This is a genomic window from Halosimplex litoreum, from assembly GCF_016065055.1.
Taxonomy (GTDB): Archaea; Halobacteriota; Halobacteria; order Halobacteriales; family Haloarculaceae; genus Halosimplex; species Halosimplex litoreum.
Window position 1 is genome coordinate 2,869,154 of sequence record NZ_CP065856.1, and the last position, 21,130, is coordinate 2,890,283.

Here is a 21,130-nt window from a genome sequence, read left to right on the forward strand (position 1 = left end):
CTGACCGTGCGGTTCGCCCGCACGGCGGGGTCGAAATCGAAACGCGTGAACTACCCCTGCCTACTCACTCGCGGCGTAGCCGGTCGTTCCTCGAGGCAGGGGCTTCCTGTTTCTACGACGCGCTTTGCAGACACAACCGCAGTGTCCGCAGGGAGCGCAGTCTCCACAGGCGTTAATTCGGAGTGACCCACTCCTAGTTCGGTGAGTCCACGAAAAAGAATGTTCCACGCTGCGTTCGCGTCTCTATCCGCCTCGAAGCCACAGGCAGGACAGGAGTGGTCACGTATCCACAGCGGTTTGTCGGTTTCGACGCCACACTGAGCGCACTCTTTGGTGGTGCCTTCCGGCTGCACCTCCATGAAGTACGTCCCCTCGCGTTTGCACTTCCATTCGAGCATATCGGTGAAGGTGTTCCATGCTACCGACGCCGTGTTGCGGCCGTTACGTGGCGATCCCAGCATCGCTTTCACGTCGAGGTCTTCGACGGCGACCAGTTCGTACTCCCGAGCGTAGTAGTTCGATAGTTTGTGCAGAAAGTCACGCCGCTTGCGCTTGATTCGGAGGTGACACGCAGCGACACGCTGACGTTGGGTCTCCCAATTGTTCGACTCGTGCTCTTTGCGCGAGAGCTTCCGTTGCTCTCGTTCGAGTCTGTCGCGTTCTTCCGAGAGGTCGAGTGATTCGACTGCCGTCCCGTCAGTGTCGTGGGCATACTTCAGAATGCCCACGTCGATGCCGACCACCTCCTCGGCGTCGATCTCTTCCAGCGATTGCTTGACTGGGGGTTCTGTGTCCATCTCGATGCCGAAGATAGCGAACCACTCGCCGGTTTTCTCTTTTTTCAGCGTGACTTCCTTGACCGTGGCGTCGTCGGGGAGCGGTCGGTGGAGTTCGATTGGGATGTCTGCGAGTTTCGACAGCGACAGCACAGTCTGACCACTCTTCTTGTCGAGTTCGAAGCCAGACTGGTTGTAGGTGAAACTGCGGAACTCCCGAGGTGACTTCCACCGAAGTTCACCGACGTTGTAGCCGTGCTCCTTGAGCTTCCCGAGAGCTTTGATGTTCTTGGCGACCCGCATGACGGTGGGCTGGAGCACTTTCGAGTACACGTCGGTAAGCGCGTCCCACCACTCTTTGAGGTCGGGAAGCTCGTCACGGATCTTCCGGACACGCTGTTTGACGGTGCTCTCGTCTTCGGGAATCTGAGTGAAGCGGTACAGGGCGTGGTTGTAGAGTTGACGGCAGGTATCACGGTGGTAGTCCAACGTCTCACGTTGGCGTTCCGTGGGCTCGAGGCGATACCTGTAGTTGTAGTTCATTCCACGCACTTCGAGAGAGACGTGACAGACGTATCAACTCTTGCTGTCCGGAGTGAAAGTAGTCACCCCGTCGGCCAGTGACCTGGTAACAAGCATGTGTCTGAGAGACGATGACGGCGTTGACGAATCGCTCCGCGATTCGTTCGCACGCCAGAATCTCTGATTCTGGGGACGGTGTATCCCCTCCCTACTGCGCTATTAGAAACAAGGGTGGGACGCATGGAGATGATACTGAGGTGTTTGAGCGATGGGACACCTCCTCTGAAGTTGCCCTCAATACCGCGATCAGTGCTACGCTCTTGCTCAGGAGTATCTATCTGTTCGCACCAGAAGAACGACTGGTACTGTGACTACAGATGTGTTCCAATACATCGAGAGGGTGTAGTTCAAGAGTCAATTATCGAAGTTTCCTGTCACGGTACGGCACACCCGGCGGGTTTCATCAGATTCTTATATGGCTGTGTAGTAGATTCGAGCGCAGAAAGCGGAAATCGGGTGTACGTACCCACGTGGTGCCTGGGTAGCTTAGAGGTAAAGCGCGTCCTTGGTAAGGACGAGAGCCCGGGTTCAAATCCCGGCCTAGGCTTACTGCGTCTCTTTCGAACCCCATCGACGTTCAGTGGAGACGGTTCTCGGCTGGCTTCACGTACGGCGTGCCACGACCGTCAGCAGCGCCGATATCGGCAGATTCGCGTCCTCACTGCCGGTCATACGGAGTCACTGCGACCGATGTCGACGCCGTCTGAGACGCGAGGCCCGAGGCTGTCGACCGAGGTGTAGCGCGGAGAAAGGTGTCGGCGATTCAGGCCGTCGCTTCGAGGCAGGTCTCGTGGACGGTCTCGCCGTCCTCGTTGGGCGAGCGGATCTGGCCGGCGACGATCGGCTCGCCGCAGGCCGCACAGCGGAGGTGGTCGCTCTCGCTCTCGTCGGCCGCCGCGTCGTCGCTCTCGGCGGTGTCGATCTCGAACTCCTCGGCGAGCGGTTCGGTCACGCTGTCGGCGTCGCTCGTCGCGCTGTAGCCGAGCGCGACGGCGCCGAGGCCTGCGAGGGCGCCGCGGAGGCGTTTGCCCTTTCGAAGCGACCAGAGCGCGGCCGCGCCGAGGCCGGCGGCGAGAACCAGGCGTGCGATACGACCGTTGCCGTCGTCCGACTCTGTCGAGTCCATACGCAAGTAACGTACTCCGCCCCCTTGTACTCGCCGCCTGTCATCCGTGGCGAACGGACGACGGCGTACCGGCGCGGAGCCACTGGATGTCGCGGTCGCGCGGGCGCGAACTGCGCTCGGAGGACGACGTCGGCGATCGTCGCTTCGACGACGAAGGGACAGACGGTCGCGTATCTGACGAACACTCCGCGCGGTGGAGGGCCGAACACACGCCACGGAGTTCCTGTGAGAGACTTACCAGCTTCGGATGGGTCGTCGTCGCCGACTGGGTCCCGTGGATCGCGTCGACGAGTGTCGACGTAAGCCGGCCTTACCCGACACGGCGGGTACACGGAGTTCGATCGGCAGCGCGCGCCGGAGTCCCACCGGCCACCGGTAAGCCGCCGGTACCGAACGCGTCCCGCTGGGGCAGCGAAACGGTCCCAACCGCCGGAAGTAAGCGGTCAATTGCTATCGGTGTCGCCCGCCAAGCCCGGGCGACAATGGCCACACAGCCGAACGTCGTCGTCGTCGTCGCCGACACGACACGGATCGACGACGCGTACGATTCGCAGGTCGCGCCGACCCTCGCAGAGCTCGCAACGTCGGGGACCCGAGCCACGCGGGCCGTTTCGGCGGCCCCGTGGACGCTCCCCTCGCACGCCTCGCTGTTGACCGGCGCGCCGCCCTCCGAACACGGGGCCCACGCCGACCACGAGCGCCTGGACGACCGGCTGCCCGTCCTGCCCGAACCGTTCCGCGCCGCCGGCTACGAGACCGTCTGCGTCTCGAACAACACCTGGCTCAGCGCCGAGTCGGGCTTCGACCGCGGGTTCGAGGAGTTCCGCCAGATGTGGCAGCTCGTCCAGTCCGACAACGCGCTCTCCGAGCTCGTCGACGAGACCGCGGAGAGTCGCGCCCGCCTCGTCGCCCGGAAGCTCTTCGACGGGAACCCACTCGTCAACGCCGCCAACACGCTGTACCGGCGGTTCGTCCGCGAGCGGTCCGACGACGGCGCCGAGCGGTCGACCTCGTGGATCGCGGACTGGCTCGCCGACCGCTCGCGCGAGGACCCCTTCTTCCTGCTCGTCAACTACCTCGAACCCCACCTGGAGTACCGGCCGCCCCGGGAGACGACGGAACGGCACCTCCCCGAGGGCGCCACCTACGAGGAGGCGATGGCCGTGCCCCAGGAGCCCTGGCAGTTCATGGCCGGCGATCTCGACCTCTCCGAGCGCGATCTGGCCCTCCTGCGGGCGCTGTACCGCGGCGAGATCACCTACTTCGACGAGCAACTGGCCGCGCTCCGGGCCGCCCTGCAGGCCGCCGGCGAGTGGGAGGACACCCTCGTGGTCGTCACCGCCGACCACGGCGAGAACGTCGGCGACCACGGCATGATGGACCACCAGTACTGTCTCTACGACACGCTCGTGCGCGTGCCGCTCGTGCTCCACGGCGGCGCGTTCACCGGCGGGTCGGACCTCGACGACCTCGTGAGCCTGCTGGACCTGGCGCCGACGCTGCTCGACGCCGCCGGCATCGAGGCTCCCGCGGCTCGCGAGCGATTCCACGGCACGTCTTTCCACCCCGACGCCGGGAGCCCGGCCCGCGAGTTCGTCGTCAGCGAGTACGCGGCGCCCCAGCCGTCGATGGCCGCCCTGGAGCGCAATCTGAGCCGGGTACCTGAACATCTCCGGACGTACGACCGGTCGCTGCGCGCGATCCGGACCGACGACCACAAGCTCGTCCGCGGGTCCGACGGCTCAGAGCGACTGTACGACCTCGCCACCGACCCGGGTGAGACGACCGACGTGTCCGAGCGCCGTCCCGACCGGGTCGCCGAGCTGGCCGACGCGCTCGACGAGTGGCTCGACTCCGTCGACGCCGCCGGCGAGCGCGAATCCGTCTCGATCGGCGCCGAGCGCAAGGCGCGACTCGAACAGCTGGGGTATCTGCAGTGACCTCGCAGTGGTCGCCGGTTCGCCGTCCCGACGAGAGGGTGCCGGCTGCCGCTCGTCCGTCAACTTATTCAATCAGTGCGCTGAACAGTCCGAGTCACATGACGGTCCTCTCGACAGAAGACGAAGGAAAGTTCCTCATGGACGTGGAAGGCGAACAGATCGGCATCGTGACCCAAGTCGACCCCGACGAACAGGTCGCCTACGTCGAGCCCGACCCGGACATCGCCGAGTCGTGGATCCAGGGACTCGGTTTCGGGGACGCCGACGGCGACGACATCGAGGTGCCAGCCGATAGCGTCGCGACCGTCACCGACTCGGAGCTCCGCGTCGACCAGGACCTCTGACTCGCTCAGGGGAGACCGAGGGAATCCGGTCGCGGCACAACCCGTATCCGTCCGCGACCACTACTCGGGGCCGCGATGAGACTCTCTACGAAGATCCTCGCAGCCGGCGCGCTCGTGTTCGTGCTCCCCGTCCCCGGGACGTTCGTCCTGGGTGCACTGATCCTGCTCGCCGGCGTCGTCGCGCGCGTGTTCGACCTCTGAGACCGAGAGCGGAGCCTCCTCACAGCGTGCCGTAGCGGTCCCACACTTCGTAGACGCTGTCGCCGCCGCGGATGTCCGACCGAACCGCGTTCTCCTGTTCGAGTTCCTCTTCGCCCCGCTCCAAGACCTCGTCGACGATATCTGGGTCGACGACGGCGATCGACTGGTAGTCGGCGAATATCACGTCTCCGGGTGCGATGGTCACGTCGTGGACCTCGACGGGCACGTCCCATTCCCGAAAACTGACGCGGCCGAACGACTCGATGGCGCTGTGGCCGTCCGACCAGACGGGGAACTCGTGTTGCTCGATCATCGTCGAATCCCGCGTCGGGCCGTCGATGAGCGCGCCGGTCGCGCCGTTCTCCTGGACGATCGTGCTGAGGAGTTCGCCCCACAGCCCCACTTCGGTGTCTTTCGGCGCGGCCATGACGACGAAGTCGCCCTCGTCGGTGGCTTCGAGGTACTGGAAGAAGTCGATGTCCTCGGCGTCACGGTCGTCCTCGACGGCCTCGTCGTCGCCGTCGTCCTCGGGGTCCCACTCGCCCTCTGCGTACCCGATGTCGACGCGCTGGGCGGTGTGAGCGGTGCCGACGGTCGGCTCTTTCGACCAGACGGGGCGGATACGGGTGCCCGGGATGACGTTGTCGTCGATGCCCATCTCGTCGGTGATGTCGTTGATCAGGGCGCTGTGAAGGTTCTCCAGCCGGTCGCGTTTCTCGGGTGTGAGCGTCATCGCGGTTCTATCCCAGGGACTCGATACGCGGGAAAAAGCGTGTCCGTAGCGGCAGACTGGACCGGAGGAGTCCGGCCTCGAGCGATGACGAACCGGCGGGCCGCTCAGAGTTCGGCCAGCACCTCGTCGGCGAACTGGTCGAGGACCGCCCGCACGTCTCGGTCGGGGTCGGTCTGGCGGACGTTCACCATCACGTGGTCGACGCCGGCGTCCCGGAGGTCTCGGACGTGCTCGACCAGCCAGTCCGTCCCGGTGGCGTAGCCCTGGTGGATTCGCTCCGGTCCGGCCGTCGGATCCTCGGCGAGCGCGACGTGCAGCACCTGCACGTACGGCTTCTCGCCCGCGACCGCGCGCCAGTCCTCGACCTGCTCGGCCACGCCCTCGGCGGTCCGCTGGTAGTACACCCAGCCGTCGCCGCGCTCGCCGATCCACTCCGGGGACTGGCCTGCGTGGCCGGTCACGAGTAGCGGCAGCGTCTCGGTCGTCGGCTTCGGCAGGAGATCCATCGACCCGTCGAGGCTTCCGAACGGTGTGTCGATCTCGGGGTACTCCTCGGCCCAGACCGTCCGCAGCGTCCGGACGGACTCGCGGAACAGTTCGTCGGTGCGGTCCTCGTCGACGCCGAAGGCGGCGTACTCCGGCGGGCGGTCGCCGCTGGCGACGCCGAGGACGAGCCGCCCGTCCGAGAGTCGGTCGACCGACGCCGCGGCCTTGGCGACGTGGAGCGGGTGGCGCAGCGGGAGGACGATACTCCCCGTCGCCAGCGCCACGTCCTCCGTGTTGGCGGCGATATGGGAGAGAAAGACCCAGGGGTCGTACACCTGCCCGGCGTCGTCGAACTTCGGCCAGAACAGCGGCACGTCGCGGAACCACAGCGCGTCGAAACCCAGCCGCTCGGCGTAAGCGGCGAGTTCGGTCTGCTCGCCGAGCGGCGGGATCGGCCCGTCGGCGGTCGTGATCGGGAAGAAGAGGCCGACGGAAAAGTCGTCGTCGAACATGCGGCGATACCCGCGGTTCGCGTGGTCGGTCATCGCTCCTCGGTTGGGGAGACGCCGACGAGAAAGTGCTGATCGTCGCCCGTCCGCCGGGCAGCCACCGCGTCGCGCGTTCGGTCGCCCGTCGCCGACCGGGACCGGTCTCAGAGCCCGATCAGGTCGTCGAGTTCGACGTCCTCGACGCGGCTGCCGCAGGCCGAGCACTCGCTGACGTTCGACGGCGCGGGGCCACCTTCCATGTGCACCGCTCCACAGTCCGTACACACCTCGAGTTCTGCCTGAAGCATACACCGGCTCGTCAGCCCGACGATACATGGGCCTTGTGCCCGACGCGGTGGCCGGCGCTCAGTCGTCGTCCGAAACGATGCGGTCGGCCAGCGGCGCGGTGCGGTCGTCGTCGGCGACCGACGCGCGGATCGCGTCGGCGGGCGGCACCAGCCGGTAGTTCGGTCGCCCCTTTCCGGTGGCCGAGGTGTCGTCGCGGACGCCCTCGACGACCCCGTCGGCCTCGAGTTCGTTCAGCGTCCGCGACACTTCAGCCTCTGTCACCGTGCCGAGCACGTCGCTCTCGACGGCGTCCATCGCCTGGTTGCACGCCCGTCGGATCTCACCGGCGTGGGCGGGCGTCTCGCCGCGCACGGACAGTTCGACCACACCGGCGGCCACGGCGCGCGTCGACAGCGACTCCGACCCGAGTTCGGCTCGTTCGGTCATGGCGCTCCCTTCGGACGGATCTGTGATAACGATTGTGCGGGATCCGCCGCCCGCTCGACGGGCGCGTCGGCTCGCACACCGGCTCGCGCCGCCGTTCGCCTCGCCGACTCAGGTCGTCGTGGTCGTGTTGTTCTGGGGGATCTTCGGGATCAGCCACGAGAGGAACGCGTCGGGACTGCGGGTCTGGGTCCAGACCGTCCCCTCGCCGGAGAACTCGCAGACCAGCCCCTCGCCGCTGAACAGCGTCGACTTCAGGCCGCCGACCTTCCGCACGTCGAACGACAGCGCCTCCTCGAAGGCGACGATGTGGCCGGTGTCGACGACGAACGACTCGTCGGCGGTCACCTCGTGTTCGTCGATGGCCCCGTAACTCGACAGGAACACCGGACCGGCGCCCGACAGGCGGAGGAGAAAGAGGCCCTCGCCCCCGAAGAAGGTCTTCGCGCCGCCGAACTCGGTGTCGACCTCGACCGTCGGGTCCGAGGCCAGGAACGACGAGGACTGGACGTACAGCGTCTCGTCGGCGAGGTCGTGGTGTTGCACGTCGCCCGACAGCGCGGGCGCCAGCTGTATCTGCCCGCCGTCGGGCGCCGAGAACGTGTTCATGAAGAAGGACTCGCCGCCGAACAGCGACCGCGAGAGCGATTTGAGGATCCCTCCCTCGGCGTTGGTCTCGACGTCGATCGACGGCGCTTTGCTCACCATCGCGCCCGCTTCCGACCGGACGGACTCACCGGGACCGAGGTCGAGCGTCAACTGCGCGTACGACGGTCTGTGGGAGATCTCGTGCTCCATGGACGCCCTGTTGGTTCGCCGAGACGATACTCTTGTCGCCGGCTCGGTAGGTCGCTGGGTGGATCAGTTCAGTGCCTCGACCTCGTCGGTGAGGTCGTCGGCGCCGTCGACGGGGCCGTTGACGAACAGGCCGTGGCCGATGAGCGCCACGGCGACGAATCCGGCGGCGAGCACCGACGTAGTCGCTGCGACCGACGTGAGCGCCGCGACCGCGCCGCCGACGCTCATGCTCGCGAACACGCCGAGCAGGACCAGGTCGTAGTACTGCCAGGTGTAGGCCATACGCCCGATTTGGGTGGCGGGCGCAAAAACGCACGGGGCGCTCCCGGCCGGTGGGCCGAGCGGCCGGGGGGTTACTCGGCCACGAGCGGGCTCTCGGCCCGGTAGGCGATAGCCATCGGGAGGCCAGCGGCGTCGGTCGGCGGTTCCGCGGGGAGCGTCCGGAGCGTCCCGTCGCCCGGGGCGGCGGTGTAGGCCAGCGCGACCGCGTCGAGCACGTCGGCGACGGCGACCTCGTGTCCCTCGGTGGCCGCGGCGGCGGCCTGGACGACGGGCGGCGCGTCGCGGTCGTACTGGGCGAGCGTCCGCATCCGCTCGGCGTAGCCCGCGGCGTAGGCCGTGTCGTGCTCGAGCGCCTCGCCCGCGAACGCGCGGAAGCAGACCTCCGAATGGCTCCCCGCGAACGCCGCCCGGGCCTCGGGGACGTTCTGGAGGAGTTCGTCGACGGCCACGATGGCGTCGCTCATCGCGAACGCTCGTTCGGAGATGCCCCGGCCCGCCTTGCGCTCGTTGACGCGCTGGGCGGCGGGGTACCGGCGCTTGCGCGTCGCCTCCCTGACCGGTGGGGTGACGACCGCGTCGCTCATCGCACCCAGCGCGCGCCGCGCGAGGTCGTCGCAGCGCCGGCCTTCCTCCCCCTCCTCGACGAGGCCGACCGGCACGTCCACGAGGACGCGCTCGGTGCGCTCCTCGTAGCGGACCCACAGGTCTCCGACCTCGTCGAACACCGCGGCGTGGTCGAACCCCGAGCGGTCGAACGCCACCGCGAACCACGACGTCCCCGACCGGGTGACGCCGACGTACAGCGATTCGGCGACATCGCTCATCGTATCACACTGCGTGCCCCCGGATTAAAACCCCTCGGCCGCGGCCTCCGACAGCCGACCGCGACGGGCTGTCAACCGTCGAGAAAATCTCACGAAATCGACGTGTCGTGGTAACGACTCTCTCGGAAGTCCTATACGTCCCCCGCTCATCCCTTCGTTTGCAATGGCATCCGGTAAGGTTGATTTCTTCAACGACACGGGCGGTTACGGTTTCATCGAGACTGAGGACGCTGACGACGACGTTTTCTTCCACATGGAGGACGTGGGCGGTCCGGACCTCGAAGAGGGACAGGAAGTGGAGTTCGACATCGAGCAGGCCGACAAGGGCCCGCGAGCGACCAACCTGGAGCGCCTCTAATGGCCTCCGGTAAGGTCGACTTCTTCAACGACACTGGCGGCTACGGCTTCATCGAGACCGAGGACGCCGACGACGACGTGTTCTTCCACATGGAAGACGTCGGCGGCCCGGACCTCGAAGAAGGGCAGGAAGTGGAGTTCGACATCGAGCAGGCCGACAAGGGTCCGCGAGCGACCAACCTGGAGCGTCTCTAACGATGGCGAAAGGTACGGTCGACTTCTTCAACGACACCGGTGGCTACGGCTTCATCGACGCCGAGGACGAGGACGAGGACGTGTTCTTCCACATGGAAGACGTCGGCGGCCCGGACCTCGAAGAGGGCGAGGAAGTGGAGTTCGACATCGAGCAGGCCGACAAGGGCCCGCGCGCGTCGAACCTCACCCGACTGTAAGTCGCTGACACCGACGACGGCGTCAGCGACGGGCTGACTCCGCATTCTACCACTCTCCGACCGACGAGCGACGGCGCCCGTCGGTCACCGATCACCCACGTCGACGAGCGGCGCCGCCGCTTCCGGGGGATGTGGGACAAGAAGGAAAACCGCGGAGCGGCGGCGCTACTGCGGGTCGACGTCGTTCAGCTTCGCCAGGTCCTCGTCGGTCAGTTCGACTTGCGAGGCGGCGACGTTCGATTCGAGGTGGTCGACGCTGGAGGTGCCGGGGATCGGCAGCGTCACGTCCGAGTGATGGAGCAGCCACGCCAGCGCGACCTGTCGGCGGGAGGCGTCGTGTGCCTCGCCGACCTCGTCGAGGACGCCCGCGACCCCGTCGTCGTCGACGGTGTACAGCGGTCCCCACGGGATGAAGCCGACGTCGTACTCCTCGCAGGCCTGCAGTACGTCCTCGTCGCCGCGGTAGGCGACGTTGTACTGGTTCTGGACCGTCGCGATGTCGACGATGTCGCGGGCGAGATCCAGCTGCTCGACGGAGACGTTCGAGAGGCCGACGTGGTCGACCTGCCCGGCGTCTTTCATCTCGGCGAAGGCGTGGACGGAGTCCTCGAAGTCCGTCTCGGGGTCCGGGCGGTGGAACTGGTAGAGGTCGATACTGTCGACACCCAGCCGGTCGAGGCTACAGAGGACCTGATTGTGGAGGAACTGCGGGTCGCCGTGTGTCGGCCACTCGCCCTCGCGGTGACGCAGGAGGCCGGCCTTCGAGGCGACCACCGGGTCGGCGTCGACCTCGGCCAGCGCGTCGTTGAGGATCCGCTCGCTCGTCCCGGGGCCGTAGGAGTCGGCGGTGTCGACGAAGTCGACGCCCAGTTCCGTCGCGCGGTGGACGACCTCGCGGGCGTTGTCCTCGTCGTCGGGGCGGCCGATGATGCCCTCCCCTGTCAGGCGCATCGCGCCGAAGCCCAGCCGGTGGACCGTCAGCTCCCCACCGATGTCGAACGTGTCGCTCTCGTTGTGTACGTCGTCGGTCATACCGGTTCCCGCTGGGCCCGCCACACACTAAGCCGTGGGGAAGCCGGAAGGACGCGTGGGGTTCGCGAGGCCGAGGGTCGGTGCGGTCCGGGACTCAGTTCAGGCGCTCACGCGCGACGAACACCGTCTTCAGCTTCCGCCCGCAGTCCGGACAGCACAGCGACTGCCACTTCGTCGGGTCCAGGTCCGCGATCGTCTCGCTGCGGGTCGCCGTCTCGCGATCCACCGACCGCTCGCAGGTCCCGCAGTAGAGGCCCCCGTCGCTCATGCGCGCGGCTACGGCGCGGGACCGCAAAACCACATCGGATAGGTCGAGGGCGTCGAAAATCGGGGAGAGATATCGGCCGTGGTCAGCCGAGTCGGGTCGCGGTCACTCCAGGTCGAAGCGGTCGGCGCGCATGACCGTGGTCCACGCGTCGACGAAGTCGGAGACGAGCTCCGCTTCGCCGTCCTCGGAGCCGTACACCTCTGAGACGGCGCGCAGCCGCGAGTTCGACCCGAAGACGAGGTCGAAGCGGGTCCCCTCCCACTCGAGTTCGCCGGTGTCGCGGTCGCGGCCCTCGTAGACCTGGTCGAGGCCGTCGGCGGGCTCCCACTCGGTGCCCATGTCGAGCAGGTTCACGAAGAAGTCGTTGGTCAGCGTGCCGGGCTCGTCGGTGAACACGCCCAGGTTCGAGTCGTCGTAGGTCGCACCCAGCGCGCGCATCCCGCCGACCAGCGCCGTCATCTCCTCGACGGTCAGGTCCAGCAGGTCGGCCTCGTCGACGAGCAGCTCCTCGGCCGGGCGGTCGACGCCGTCAGCCATGTAGTTGCGGAACCCGTCGGCTTTGGGCTCGAGCGCCTCGAAGGAGTCGACGTCGGTCTGGTCGGCCGTCGCGTCCACGCGGCCGGGTTCGAACGGCACCGCGACGTCGTAGCCGGCGTCGGCGGCGGCCGCCTCGACGGCCGCGTTGCCGCCCAGCACGATCAGGTCCGCCAGCGAGACGCGGGTGTCGTCGTCCCGGTCGTTGAACTCGGCCTGGATCGACTCGTAGGTCTCGAGTGTCGCCTCCAGCTGGTCGGGCTCGTTGGCCTCCCAGCTACGCTGGGGTTCGAGGCGGACGCGGGCGCCGTTGGCACCGCCGCGCTTGTCGCTGTCGCGATAGGTCGACGCCGAGGCCCAGGCGGTCTTGACCAGCTGCGACCGCGAGAGGTCGCTGTCGAGGAGCTCGTCTTTGAGGTCGGCGACCTGCTCGTCGTCGACCAGGTCGTAGTCGCGGTCGGGCAGCGGGTCCTGCCAGACCATCGTCTCGTCGGGGACCTCGGGGCCGAGGAATCGCTCGGGCGGGCCCATGTCGCGGTGAGTGAGCTTGTACCACGCCTTCGCGAAGGCCATGCCGAACTCCATCGGGCTCTCCTGGAAGTCCTCCATGATCTCGCGGTAGTCGGGGTCGCGCTTGAGCGCGATGTCGGTCGTGAGCATCATGGGCGTGACCTCCTCGTCGGGGTCGGCGGCGTCGGGGGCCGACTCGACGTCCTCGCCTTCCTTGGGCGTCCACTGCCAGGCGCCGCCGGGACCTCTCTCGGGTTCCCACTCGTAGTCGAGCAGGTTGTCGACGTAGCCCATGTCCCACCAGGTCGGGTCCGAGGTCCACGGGCCCTCGATCCCGCTGGTGATCATCTCGCCACCTTTCGTGCCGTCGGTCTGCCAGCCCAGGCCCATGTTCTCGATGGGCGCCGCCTCGGGCTCGGGACCGTGGTTGTCCTCGGGGTCGTCTGCGCCGTGGACCTTCCCGAAGGTGTGACCGCCGGCGATCAGCGCCGCCGTCTGCCGGTCGTCCATCGCCATCCGGGAGAACGTCTGGCGGATGTTCTTCGCCGACGCCTCGGGGTCGGGCTGGCCGTCCGGCCCTTCGGGGTTCACGTAGATGAGCCCCATGACGGAGGCGCCGAGACCCTCCTGGATCTCGCCGGGCTCGTCGAAGCGCTCCTGGCCCTCCATCTCCTGTTCGGGCCCCCAGTCGACCGATTCGTCGGGTTCGAAGTCGTCCTCGCGGCCGCCGGCGAAGCCGAACGTCTTGAACCCCATCGACTCGACGGCGACGTTGCCCGCCAGGACGATCAGGTCGGCCCACGAGAGGTTGCGACCGTACTTCTGTTTGACCGGCTGGAGCAGTCGCCGCGCCTTGTCGAGGTTCGCGTTGTCCGGCCAGCTGTTGAGCGGGGCGAACCGCTGTTGGCCGCCGGCCGCGCCGCCGCGGCCGTCGTACGCGCGATACGTGCCGGCGCTGTGCCACGCCATCCGGATCATGAAGGGTCCGTAGTGACCGTAGTCGGCCGGCCACCAGTCCTGGGAGGTCGTGATGACCTCCTCGATGTCCGACTTCACTTCGTCGAGGTCGAGTTCCTCGAACGCCTCGGCGTAGTCGAAGTCGTCCCCGTAGGGCCCGCTCTCGCGGGCGTTCTGGTCGAGGATGCTCAGATCGAGCGTGTTCGGCCACCAGTCACGGTTTCGCTTCCGTGTCTGTGGGTTCGGATCCTTGTTGCTCATTAGTCGTTGTTCTAGCCGTGTTGTTGTCGGATAAGGCTTCCTTTGGATAGGAACAACCCGCTCCTGTCCCTCGGATCGATACCCGACGCGAACGACTCGTTCGCCCAGCCGAACGGCCGGATATCGCGACCAGACTGCGACGGCGCCGCGCCACCCCGCGGAGCCAGTGCAGTCGGCAGCGAGGGGATTTAATGGGCCGGTTCCATACCGGGACACATGCTCGCAGTCCACGTCGCCTTCCTGGCCCTGCTGGTCGGGACGGAGGCGTTTTTCACCTGGCTCGCTGCGCTGAACGTCCGCTACGGCGCCCGAGCCGTCGAGCGGGAGGCCGAGTGGTTCGACGACCGACTCGACGTCGACGACACCGACGAACTGCTGGGCTACCAGCGCGCGACGACGGGCGCCTCACAGCTGGAGGCGTGGGTCGGCCTCGCGCTGGTGTTGGTCGTCCTCTACGCCGGCCTGCTGGCCGACGCCGTCGCCGCCGTCGAGTCGCTCGGCTTCGGTACTGTGCCCTCGGGCGTCGTCTTCTTCCTCGGTGTCGTCGTCGCCCTCCAGGTCTCCGCGCTCCCCTTCGACTTCTTCGACACGTTCGTCGTCGAGGAAATCTTCGGGTTCAACGAGGGGTCACCGGGGCTGTGGCTCCGGGACAAGGTTGTCGGGCTGGCGGTCGCGCTCGGCTTCACCGCCGCGATCGCCGCGGCGGTCATGTGGGTCGTCCAGTCGTTCCCGGGCCTGTGGTGGCTGGGCGCCTGGGCGCTGTTCGTCGCCCTCTCGCTCTCGATGATGGTGATCTACCCCCGCGTGATCGCGCCGCTGTTCAACGACTTCGAGCCCGTCGAGGACGGCGCGTTGCACGACGCCGTCACCGACGTGTTCGACCGCGCCGGCTTCGAGTGCTCGCAGATCTACGTGATGGACGCCAGCCGCCGCAGCGGCCACTCCAACGCCTACTTCGTCGGCTTCGGCGCGACCAAGCGCGTCGTGCTGTTCGACACGCTCGTCGAGCAGATGGAGACCGAGGAGCTCCAGGGGGTGTTGGCCCACGAACTCGCCCACTGGAAGAAGGCCCACATCTGGAAGCGTGTCGGCGCCTCGGCGCTCCAGATGGGCGTGCTGCTGTTCGTCGCCTATCAGCTCGTGACCGGGCCGTGGCTCTACGACATGTTCGGGCTCGCGACGGGGGCCGGCAAGCCCGTCTACGCCGGCCTCCTGCTGGCCGCGCTGGTGCTCCAGCCGCTCTCGCGGCTCACGAGCCCGCTGGAGAATCGGCTCTCGCTGGCCCACGAGCGCGAAGCCGACGCCTTCGCGGTCGAGGTGATGGGCGACGGCGAGCCGATGGTCGGCGCGCTCACTCGACTGGCCAGCGAGAACCTCTCGAACCCATTCCCGCATCCGCTGTACGAGACGTTCCACTACACCCACCCACCGATCCCCGAGCGGGTGCGAGCGATCCGCCGACAGTCGGAGTCGGCCGGCGACGGCACCGACGACACCCCCGCCGCGAACGCGGATTAACGGAGACCTACCGCCGGATCGCGCGGCCGGGGGCGAGGCGTCGCGCACCCGCAGGTGCAAGCCGCGGCCATACCCCCCTGGCGGGGAAAAGACGGGTAGCTCGACATGCCGAACACACACTTGCGTGCGGACCGGGTCGAGGCCGACTTCGATCGACTCCTGTCGGCGGCGGGCGACGGCCTCGTCGTCGCTTCGAACCGGCAACCGTACAGACACGACTACGGCGACGACGGCGAGGTGACGGTCGACCGGCCGGCCGGGGGGTTGACCGCCGGCCTCGACGAGGTCATGCGCCGCGTCGACGGCACCTGGATCGCCTGGGGGGACGGCGAGGCCGACGCCGCGGTCGTCGACGGCGACGACACCGTGTCGGTCCCGCCCGAGGGCAGCGAGGGCGACACCGATTCCGGGGACGCGAACGGAACCTACACGCTCCGTCGGCTGTGGCTCGACGAGGACGAGGTCCAGGGCTACTACTACGAGGTGGCCAACCAGGTGCTGTGGCCGCTGTGTCACGCCGCGCTGGGTACCGTCGAGAGCTGCGGCGACGCCTGGACGGACTATCGCCGGGTGAACGGTCAGTTCGCCGATGCGATGGCCGCCGCCGCCGCGACCGACGCCGACGGCGACCCGCTCGTCTGGCTCCACGACTACCATCTCGCGCTCGCGCCCCGACGGCTCCGCGACCGTCTCGGGAGCGACATCGGTGGGCGCGGCGACGGCGCGACCGACCGCACCGCGGGCGCCGACCCCACCCTGGCCCACACCTGGCACATCCCGTGGCCCAGTTGGGACACGTTCCGGGCGTGTCCGAATCGTGGGGCGCTCCTCGACGGCCTGCTGGGCAACGACCTGCTCGTCTTCCACGTTCCCCGGTATTGCGAGAGCTTCCTGCGGAGCGCCGACCGCGGGCTCGACGGGACCGCCGTCGACTTCGACGCCGGCACCGTCGACTACCGCGACCGGACGACGACGGTCAGGGCCGCGCCGATGGGCGTCCCGGTCGACCGCATCCGCGAACAGGCCGAGAGCATGGAAGCCACCGGCTTCCGCGCGGCGTTCCGGAAGAACCGCGGCATCGACCGCGACACACGTCTGGCCGTCGGCGTCGACCGCCTCGATTACACCAAGGGCGTCGTCCAGCGACTCGACGCCTTCGAGCGGCTGTTCGCCGAGTACCCCGAACACCGCGGCGAGGTCACGTTCGTCCAGGTCGGCACCGAGAGCCGCTCGGCCATCCCCGCCTACGCCGACTACCAGGACCGCGTCGAAGCGGCCGTCGACCGGGTCGACGACCGCTTCGCGACCGACGACTGGCGCCCCGTCGTCTACACGACGGACTACGTCTCCGACGAGGGGCTCGCGGGGCTGTACCGCGAGGCCGACTTGGCGGTTGTCAGCCCGGTCCGCGACGGGATGAACCTCGTCGCCCAGGAGTACGTCGCCGCGGGGGGCGACGACCCCGGGGTGCTCGTCCTGAGCGACCAGGCCGGCGCCCACGATACGCTGGGCGAGTGGGCCGTCTCCGTTCGCCCGCACGACACCGAGGGGTTCGCGGCCGCGCTCGACGACGCGCTGTCGATGCCCGAACGCGAGCGTCGCCGGCGCGCGAACGCCCTCACGGACAGTATCGAGGACGACGACCTCGACTCGTGGCTCGGGGACGTCCTCGGCGCGGTCGCCCGCGTCGCCAGCGCCGACGGGGGGGTCCCGACCCGTGCAGACCACTGACGCCACGCCGCTGTGGCTCGCCCGCGAGACCGTCGCCGACCGCCTCGCGGCAGCCCCCGGCGTCGTCTGCTGTCTCGACTTCGACGGGACGCTCGCCCCCATCGTCGACGACCCCGACGCCGCCGCCATGCCGCCCGGGGTGCGCGAGCGCCTCGTCGCCCTCCGCGACTGCGAGTCCGTCCGCGGCGCCGTCGTCAGCGGCCGCGAACTCGCGGACCTCCGAGAGCGGGTCGGCGTCGGCGGGATCGCCTACGCCGGCAACCACGGGATCGAGCGCCGGATCGACGGCGGGCGGTCGGTCGCGCCCGACGCCCGACTGAGCGCCGACGCCGTCTCGCGGGTCTGCGACCGTCTGGGCGACCGCCTCGCGCACGTTCCCGGAGTCGCGATCGAGGACAAGGGCCTGACCGCGACGGTCCACGTCCGCAACGTGCCCGACGAGCGCGTCCCCGAGGTCGGGCGCGTCGTCGGGGAGACCGTCGAGGAGGTGATGACTACCGGCGACGCGGCCCTCGAAATCCGCGACGGCAAGGCCATCCGCGAGATCCGGCCAGACGTCGAGTGGGACAAGGGCCGCGCCGTCGCACAGCTGGCCGAGGAGGCGCCCGACGGCTGGCTCCCCCTCTACGTCGGCGACGACGTGACCGACGAGGACGCGTTCGAAGCGCTACGGGAGCACGACGGGGGGCTCGGCGTCCTCGTCGGCGAGCGCGAGACCGCCGCGAACTACCGGATCGAACGCCAGCGCGACGTGGTGGAGCTCCTGGAGCTGGTCGTCGACGCCCAGTGCGAGTGAACACGGCCGCTCGCTCGCACCAACAGTGATGTAGCGCGCACCCGAACGTCACGCTCGATGCGGGACCTCCTGGCGGACGTGTTCGCGCCGACGCGGTACAACGTCGCCGCGGCCGTCAGCGCCGTCTCTCTCCTCGTCGTCGCCTACGTGCTCGTCCCCCACCCCTACGTCCAGTACGGGGCGTGGCTGGTGATCTTTACCGTCTGGATGGTGTGGTTCGTCTACGTCGGCGTCGACCACGTCTACGGGATCGACTGACCGCTCGCGAAGCCGCAGAAACCGTCCGGAGTGTCCTCAGTCGTCGTCCGCGGGCTGTCCGCTGCCGTCGCTCTCCTCGCCGGCCTCGACGCGCGGGCCGGCGGCGTGGCCTTCGTGGGCGATCGCGGTGGCGAGCAGTTCCTCCGAGATAGCTGGCACGTCGCCCGACGAAACCGGCCCGAGTTCGTCGATGGCATCGGTCGACCGGGGGAACGGCCGGGTGTCCATGTGGATGGCGATACCGGCTTTGGCGCCCTGGCCCATCGCGACTGGGATCTGGTTGTGGCCGGGGGTCACGTCGCCGACGGCGTAGACGCCGTCGACGCTGGTGCGGCCGTGGTCGTCGACGGCGACGGTGCCGTCGTCGTCGATCGCACAGCCCAGCGACTCGTGGAGGTCGGTGTTGTACTCCGAGCCGAGCATCGGGAAGCCGCCGCGGTACTCCCGGACCTCGCCGTCCTCGAACTCGAAGGATTCGAGCCAGCCGCCGTCGTCGCGATTGGAGGCGGTGATCTCCGCCTCGACCACGTCGACGGGGTGATTGTCGAGCATCTCGGCGGTATCCGCGCTCCACTCGGGGTCGTCGCCACGCAGGAGCACGTCCACGTCGTCGGTGAAGTTCAGCATGATCATCGCGACGTAGGCGGCCGAGTCGCCGGTGCCCATCACGTAAACGGGCTCGTCGACGAACATGTAGGCGTCGCAGTGCAGGCAGTAGTGCAGGCCGCGGCCCGTCGGCGGCAGCGGCGGGTCCGGCCGCACGTCCGAGAAGCCCGTCGCCAGGACCACGTTATCGGCAGCGTACTCGGTATCCTCGCCGTCGAGTCGGAAGCGACGGCCGTCGCCGTCGGCCGCGTCGCCGCCCGCGCTCTCCTCGACGCGCTCGGCGGCCTCGACGAAGTCCCGATGTACGTCCGCGCCGTAGGATTCGACCTGTGATTTCGCGGTTTCGAGGAACTCGACGCCGCTGGTCTCCTCGGTGACGCCGATGACGTTGTGGGTGTCCTGCATCATCGCGGCGCGGCCGCCGCCGCGGTCGACCAGCGCGGTGTCCAGGCCCAGCCGCGTCGTGTAGAGCGCGGCCGTCAGCCCCGCCGGCCCGCCGCCGACCACGACCACGTCGTACTCGCTGTCGCTCATGTACCCGACGCTAGCGAGCGAGCCCGTTTAAACCTCGTTATTCCGGTGATCGCGCACACCCGCGGCGGCGAGGAACCGGTCCCGACGGGTGACTCCCGTCACGTCTCGCAGGAACCGGTCCGGCGGAGGACGACGGTGTACTGGTCGACGCCCATGTCCTGGGGGTCGCCGTACTGCATCGTGCGTGGGCGGACGCTCACCCTGAGGAGTCGCTGGTACATCGGCGCGCGGCCCTTCCCGTCGAGGAATCGCGGCGTTCGACCGTACTCGCCGGCTATTTGGTAGGGGTAGGTGTCCTCGGCGAGGAGAGTCCGAACGTGCGCCTCGACCGCGTCGTTCGAGAGGGTCTCGGCCCGCTTGCCCCAGCTGTCGGGGGCGAGATAGAGGATCGACTTGTGGTAGTTGAGGACGACGTACTCCGGACAGCGCAACTCGAAGCTGTCGGGAGCGACGCCGAAGCGGGTGTCGACGCGGTCGGTGTGGGGCACGGCTGCGTCTTGGGGGTCGTAGGTATAGGTCTCGATCGTGTCGTCGGCGCCCGCGTTCGTCCGCAAGTAGTCGACCGCCTGGTCGCGGGGTTGAGAAGCGTAGGCGAGCGTGCCGGCGCCCGCGTAGACCGCGCTGGTGACGAGCAGGACGGCGACGACCGCCCGCCCGACAGCGGGTCGGCGCTCGCGCAGGCGGGCGAGCCCGACCGCGAGGACGACGACCAGCAGGGCGGCGACCGGCAGGAGGTGGTGGGTGCGGACGTAGCGCCACGAGGAGAACACCGCGAGGTAGACGCCGACGCCGACCAGCGCCAGCCGCAGTCCGTCGGCGGGCAGCGAGTCCTCGCGGATCCGCGCCAGCGCCGCGAGCGCGCCGCCGGCGAGGCCCACGGCCAGCGGGAGGCCGACGCCGTGGAGGTAGCTCCGGAGGATCCACCACCAGCTCGGCTGGACGAGCCAGCCGTGGGGCTGGGACTTCGACCCGAACGCGCGGGCGAGCCGACCGACGAACTCCGATGGAGCGCCGAAGAGGATACTCGGATAGCCCGCGACGATCGTCGCCGCCCCGATCAGGACGCCGGTCGCGAGGAACTTCGGTCGGAGGGCGCCACTCACGAATCCCGCCTCCGAACGGCGAGCGCGCTGGAGGTGCGCGACGCCGAGCATCACCGCGCTCACGCCGCCCGAGAGCTTGAACGCGATGGAGACGCCGCCGAACAGGGCGCCCCAGTAGAACAGGCGGTCGGCGCCGGTCTCGACGTAGCGGACCGCGAAGTACAGCGACAGCAGGAGGAAAAAGAGGGAGGGCACGTCCTCGCCGCCCTCGTGGGCGAGGATGAGGAGGGCCCAAGTCACCGTCAGCAGGGCCGCGGCCAGCCGACCGGTCGCCCGGTCCCGCAGGGTCGTTCCGATGCGGTAGACGACGTAGACGCAGCCGACGGCCATCGCGACGTTGGCCAGTCGGACGAACAGGACGCTCCAGGTCCAGATCCACTCGGGCGTCCGGAGCCAGTGGGTCCAAAAGCCCACGTCGAGGTGGCGGCCCATGTCCGAGAACGCCGGCAGGGCGTCCGTCGCGAGGGCGACGACCAGCACCGGGATCAGCGCGAGAGCGGCGAGGTACATCGCCGAACCGTAGGTCCGCCAGTAGCCGACGCCCTCGGAGACCGAGCCGAGCCGCGGGTCGTCGAGGACGGCCGCAAGCACCTCGACGGGGTCGACCACGCGCCAGCGCTCGTCCCGCGTCGCGAAGTTCGGCAGCCGGTGCCAGACCCAAAAAGACGACAGCAAGAGGGCGGCGAGCAGGATGTAGGGGAGGTACGGGTCGGCGCGCAGGTCGTCGCCGACCTGGCGTCTCGCCCGAGCGAGCGGATCGAGGAGGGCCATCTGTTCGTCCCGATTCGACCGGCGGAGGAGGTAAAAACGACCCGCCTTCAGTCCGGTAGGCGGCGGCTACCCTCGAGCGGCGCGACCGAGTCACCCCAGCGCGGGAACGGTGGGTGCGTACGATGGCCGGCTCGGGGAACGGTTCGCCCGCTTGGGTGGTTTTTTTGCCGGGGCGTCGCGAACTCGCGGG

At 68.4% G+C, this 21,130-nt stretch carries 24 protein-coding genes and 1 tRNA gene; 11 read left to right on the forward strand and 14 right to left on the reverse strand.

What is annotated here, in order from left to right:
* Window positions 1–50: 50 nt before the first annotated feature.
* Window positions 51–1,319 carry an RNA-guided endonuclease InsQ/TnpB family protein gene (locus tag I7X12_RS14240; RefSeq protein WP_198060725.1) on the reverse strand — a complete coding sequence of 423 codons (1,269 nt, stop codon included), beginning with the start codon at window positions 1,317–1,319 and terminating at the stop codon, window positions 51–53.
* 514 nt (window positions 1,320–1,833) lie between these two features.
* Here I7X12_RS14240 and I7X12_RS14245 point away from each other — a divergent pair.
* Window positions 1,834–1,905: transfer RNA gene (locus tag I7X12_RS14245), tRNA-Thr, on the forward strand.
* Between the two features lie 216 nt (window positions 1,906–2,121).
* On the opposite strand, the gene I7X12_RS14250 is transcribed toward I7X12_RS14245, so the two are convergent.
* Window positions 2,122–2,484 carry a DUF2892 domain-containing protein gene (locus I7X12_RS14250; protein ID WP_198060726.1) on the reverse strand — a complete coding sequence of 121 codons (363 nt, stop codon included), beginning with the start codon at window positions 2,482–2,484 and terminating at the stop codon, window positions 2,122–2,124.
* 482 nt (window positions 2,485–2,966) lie between these two features.
* Here I7X12_RS14250 and I7X12_RS14255 point away from each other — a divergent pair, with 482 nt between their 5' ends.
* The 3 genes from I7X12_RS14255 to I7X12_RS20715 all read left to right on the forward strand — a co-directional run bounded on the left by I7X12_RS14255 (window position 2,967) and on the right by I7X12_RS20715 (window position 4,969).
* Entirely contained in the window at window positions 2,967–4,424 is a 1,458-nt protein-coding gene (locus tag I7X12_RS14255) for a sulfatase (RefSeq protein WP_198060727.1), read from the forward strand.
* 98 nt (window positions 4,425–4,522) lie between these two features.
* Entirely contained in the window at window positions 4,523–4,768 is a 246-nt protein-coding gene (locus I7X12_RS14260) for a hypothetical protein (RefSeq protein WP_198060728.1), read from the forward strand.
* A gap of 75 nt (window positions 4,769–4,843) precedes the next feature.
* The gene (locus tag I7X12_RS20715; RefSeq protein WP_269750321.1) at window positions 4,844–4,969 is read left to right on the forward strand and encodes a hypothetical protein; all 126 of its coding nucleotides are present in this window, start codon (window positions 4,844–4,846) and stop codon (window positions 4,967–4,969) included.
* A gap of 19 nt (window positions 4,970–4,988) precedes the next feature.
* Here the strand turns inward: I7X12_RS20715 and I7X12_RS14265 are convergent, their stop codons facing one another.
* From I7X12_RS14265 to I7X12_RS14295, 7 genes are all read right to left on the reverse strand, one after another.
* Window positions 4,989–5,702, reverse strand: a complete 714-nt coding sequence (locus I7X12_RS14265; RefSeq protein WP_198060729.1) for an RraA family protein — start codon at window positions 5,700–5,702, stop codon at window positions 4,989–4,991.
* A 104-nt stretch (window positions 5,703–5,806) separates the two neighbouring features.
* Window positions 5,807–6,733, reverse strand: coding sequence for an LLM class oxidoreductase (locus I7X12_RS14270; protein WP_198060730.1), 927 nt, complete (start codon window positions 6,731–6,733; stop codon window positions 5,807–5,809).
* Window positions 6,734–6,840: 107 nt separating this feature from the next.
* Window positions 6,841–6,984: a hypothetical protein gene (locus I7X12_RS14275; protein WP_198060731.1), complete on the reverse strand. Its 144-nt coding sequence runs from the start codon at window positions 6,982–6,984 to the stop codon at window positions 6,841–6,843.
* Between the two features lie 58 nt (window positions 6,985–7,042).
* Window positions 7,043–7,411: a Cdc6/Cdc18 family protein gene (locus I7X12_RS14280; RefSeq protein ID WP_198060732.1), complete on the reverse strand. Its 369-nt coding sequence runs from the start codon at window positions 7,409–7,411 to the stop codon at window positions 7,043–7,045.
* A 108-nt stretch (window positions 7,412–7,519) separates the two neighbouring features.
* The gene (locus I7X12_RS14285) at window positions 7,520–8,206 is read right to left on the reverse strand and encodes a TIGR00266 family protein (protein WP_198060733.1); all 687 of its coding nucleotides are present in this window, start codon (window positions 8,204–8,206) and stop codon (window positions 7,520–7,522) included.
* 63 nt (window positions 8,207–8,269) lie between these two features.
* Window positions 8,270–8,488 carry a hypothetical protein gene (locus I7X12_RS14290; RefSeq protein ID WP_198060734.1) on the reverse strand — a complete coding sequence of 73 codons (219 nt, stop codon included), beginning with the start codon at window positions 8,486–8,488 and terminating at the stop codon, window positions 8,270–8,272.
* Window positions 8,489–8,559: 71 nt separating this feature from the next.
* Entirely contained in the window at window positions 8,560–9,312 is a 753-nt protein-coding gene (locus I7X12_RS14295; protein ID WP_198060735.1) for a DUF429 domain-containing protein, read from the reverse strand.
* Between the two features lie 163 nt (window positions 9,313–9,475).
* Between I7X12_RS14295 and I7X12_RS14300 the strand changes: the two genes are divergently transcribed.
* Genes I7X12_RS14300 through I7X12_RS14310 form a run of 3 tightly spaced genes read left to right on the forward strand, consistent with a single transcriptional unit; the run spans window position 9,476 to window position 10,061 of the window.
* Complete coding sequence (locus I7X12_RS14300; protein ID WP_006883278.1) at window positions 9,476–9,670, forward strand: cold-shock protein; 195 nt, start codon at window positions 9,476–9,478, stop codon at window positions 9,668–9,670.
* Window positions 9,670–9,864 carry a cold-shock protein gene (locus I7X12_RS14305; protein WP_006883278.1) on the forward strand — a complete coding sequence of 65 codons (195 nt, stop codon included), beginning with the start codon at window positions 9,670–9,672 and terminating at the stop codon, window positions 9,862–9,864. The genes I7X12_RS14300 and I7X12_RS14305 overlap by 1 nt, the downstream gene beginning before the upstream one ends.
* 2 nt (window positions 9,865–9,866) lie before the next feature.
* Complete coding sequence (locus I7X12_RS14310) at window positions 9,867–10,061, forward strand: cold-shock protein (RefSeq protein ID WP_198060736.1); 195 nt, start codon at window positions 9,867–9,869, stop codon at window positions 10,059–10,061.
* Between the two features lie 165 nt (window positions 10,062–10,226).
* Here the strand turns inward: I7X12_RS14310 and I7X12_RS14315 are convergent, their stop codons facing one another.
* The 3 genes from I7X12_RS14315 to katG all read right to left on the reverse strand — a co-directional run bounded on the left by I7X12_RS14315 (window position 10,227) and on the right by katG (window position 13,623).
* A complete protein-coding gene (locus tag I7X12_RS14315) occupies window positions 10,227–11,093 on the reverse strand; it encodes an aldo/keto reductase (RefSeq protein ID WP_198060737.1) in 867 nt (288 codons plus the stop codon).
* Window positions 11,094–11,187: 94 nt separating this feature from the next.
* A complete protein-coding gene (locus tag I7X12_RS14320) occupies window positions 11,188–11,361 on the reverse strand; it encodes a hypothetical protein (RefSeq protein ID WP_198060738.1) in 174 nt (57 codons plus the stop codon).
* A gap of 102 nt (window positions 11,362–11,463) precedes the next feature.
* Complete coding sequence (katG, locus tag I7X12_RS14325; RefSeq protein WP_198060739.1) at window positions 11,464–13,623, reverse strand: catalase/peroxidase HPI; 2,160 nt, start codon at window positions 13,621–13,623, stop codon at window positions 11,464–11,466.
* 216 nt (window positions 13,624–13,839) lie between these two features.
* On the opposite strand from katG, the gene I7X12_RS14330 reads away from it, so the two are divergent.
* The 4 genes from I7X12_RS14330 to I7X12_RS14345 all read left to right on the forward strand — a co-directional run bounded on the left by I7X12_RS14330 (window position 13,840) and on the right by I7X12_RS14345 (window position 17,926).
* Window positions 13,840–15,141: a M48 family metallopeptidase gene (locus tag I7X12_RS14330; RefSeq protein WP_198060740.1), complete on the forward strand. Its 1,302-nt coding sequence runs from the start codon at window positions 13,840–13,842 to the stop codon at window positions 15,139–15,141.
* 105 nt (window positions 15,142–15,246) lie between these two features.
* On the forward strand, window positions 15,247–16,872 hold the full coding sequence (locus I7X12_RS14335; protein WP_198060741.1) for an alpha,alpha-trehalose-phosphate synthase (UDP-forming): 1,626 nt from the start codon (window positions 15,247–15,249) through the stop codon (window positions 16,870–16,872).
* Window positions 16,859–17,668 carry a trehalose-phosphatase gene (gene otsB / locus I7X12_RS14340; RefSeq protein WP_198060742.1) on the forward strand — a complete coding sequence of 270 codons (810 nt, stop codon included), beginning with the start codon at window positions 16,859–16,861 and terminating at the stop codon, window positions 17,666–17,668. The genes I7X12_RS14335 and otsB overlap by 14 nt, the downstream gene beginning before the upstream one ends.
* Before the next feature lie 57 nt (window positions 17,669–17,725).
* Entirely contained in the window at window positions 17,726–17,926 is a 201-nt protein-coding gene (locus I7X12_RS14345) for a hypothetical protein (RefSeq protein WP_198060743.1), read from the forward strand.
* Between the two features lie 36 nt (window positions 17,927–17,962).
* Here the strand turns inward: I7X12_RS14345 and I7X12_RS14350 are convergent, their stop codons facing one another.
* Window positions 17,963–19,066, reverse strand: a complete 1,104-nt coding sequence (locus I7X12_RS14350) for an NAD(P)/FAD-dependent oxidoreductase (protein WP_198060744.1) — start codon at window positions 19,064–19,066, stop codon at window positions 17,963–17,965.
* A gap of 98 nt (window positions 19,067–19,164) precedes the next feature.
* Window positions 19,165–20,940, reverse strand: coding sequence for an ArnT family glycosyltransferase (locus tag I7X12_RS14355; protein ID WP_198060745.1), 1,776 nt, complete (start codon window positions 20,938–20,940; stop codon window positions 19,165–19,167).
* Window positions 20,941–21,130 lie beyond the last annotated feature (190 nt).

Excerpts from the sequence above, each read along its gene's own strand:
- I7X12_RS14270 (WP_198060730.1), bottom strand. The coding sequence starts at position 6,733 with ATGACCGACCACGCGAACCGCGGGTATCGCCGCATGTTCGACGACGAC.
- I7X12_RS20715 (WP_269750321.1), top strand. The coding sequence starts at position 4,844 with ATGAGACTCTCTACGAAGATCCTCGCAGCCGGCGCGCTCGTGTTCGTG.
- I7X12_RS14320 (WP_198060738.1), bottom strand. The coding sequence starts at position 11,361 with ATGAGCGACGGGGGCCTCTACTGCGGGACCTGCGAGCGGTCGGTGGAT.
- I7X12_RS14350 (WP_198060744.1), bottom strand. The coding sequence starts at position 19,066 with ATGAGCGACAGCGAGTACGACGTGGTCGTGGTCGGCGGCGGGCCGGCG.
- katG (WP_198060739.1), bottom strand. The coding sequence starts at position 13,623 with ATGAGCAACAAGGATCCGAACCCACAGACACGGAAGCGAAACCGTGAC.
- I7X12_RS14295 (WP_198060735.1), bottom strand. The coding sequence starts at position 9,312 with ATGAGCGATGTCGCCGAATCGCTGTACGTCGGCGTCACCCGGTCGGGG.
- I7X12_RS14300 (WP_006883278.1), top strand. The coding sequence starts at position 9,476 with ATGGCATCCGGTAAGGTTGATTTCTTCAACGACACGGGCGGTTACGGT.
- I7X12_RS14260 (WP_198060728.1), top strand. The coding sequence starts at position 4,523 with ATGACGGTCCTCTCGACAGAAGACGAAGGAAAGTTCCTCATGGACGTG.
- I7X12_RS14285 (WP_198060733.1), bottom strand. The coding sequence starts at position 8,206 with ATGGAGCACGAGATCTCCCACAGACCGTCGTACGCGCAGTTGACGCTC.
- I7X12_RS14315 (WP_198060737.1), bottom strand. The coding sequence starts at position 11,093 with ATGACCGACGACGTACACAACGAGAGCGACACGTTCGACATCGGTGGG.
- I7X12_RS14290 (WP_198060734.1), bottom strand. The coding sequence starts at position 8,488 with ATGGCCTACACCTGGCAGTACTACGACCTGGTCCTGCTCGGCGTGTTC.
- I7X12_RS14255 (WP_198060727.1), top strand. The coding sequence starts at position 2,967 with ATGGCCACACAGCCGAACGTCGTCGTCGTCGTCGCCGACACGACACGG.
- I7X12_RS14265 (WP_198060729.1), bottom strand. The coding sequence starts at position 5,702 with ATGACGCTCACACCCGAGAAACGCGACCGGCTGGAGAACCTTCACAGC.
- I7X12_RS14335 (WP_198060741.1), top strand. The coding sequence starts at position 15,247 with ATGCCGAACACACACTTGCGTGCGGACCGGGTCGAGGCCGACTTCGAT.
- I7X12_RS14355 (WP_198060745.1), bottom strand. The coding sequence starts at position 20,940 with ATGGCCCTCCTCGATCCGCTCGCTCGGGCGAGACGCCAGGTCGGCGAC.
- I7X12_RS14330 (WP_198060740.1), top strand. The coding sequence starts at position 13,840 with ATGCTCGCAGTCCACGTCGCCTTCCTGGCCCTGCTGGTCGGGACGGAG.
- I7X12_RS14345 (WP_198060743.1), top strand. The coding sequence starts at position 17,726 with ATGCGGGACCTCCTGGCGGACGTGTTCGCGCCGACGCGGTACAACGTC.
- I7X12_RS14305 (WP_006883278.1), top strand. The coding sequence starts at position 9,670 with ATGGCCTCCGGTAAGGTCGACTTCTTCAACGACACTGGCGGCTACGGC.
- I7X12_RS14280 (WP_198060732.1), bottom strand. The coding sequence starts at position 7,411 with ATGACCGAACGAGCCGAACTCGGGTCGGAGTCGCTGTCGACGCGCGCC.
- I7X12_RS14250 (WP_198060726.1), bottom strand. The coding sequence starts at position 2,484 with ATGGACTCGACAGAGTCGGACGACGGCAACGGTCGTATCGCACGCCTG.
- I7X12_RS14275 (WP_198060731.1), bottom strand. The coding sequence starts at position 6,984 with ATGCTTCAGGCAGAACTCGAGGTGTGTACGGACTGTGGAGCGGTGCAC.
- I7X12_RS14240 (WP_198060725.1), bottom strand. The coding sequence starts at position 1,319 with ATGAACTACAACTACAGGTATCGCCTCGAGCCCACGGAACGCCAACGT.
- I7X12_RS14310 (WP_198060736.1), top strand. The coding sequence starts at position 9,867 with ATGGCGAAAGGTACGGTCGACTTCTTCAACGACACCGGTGGCTACGGC.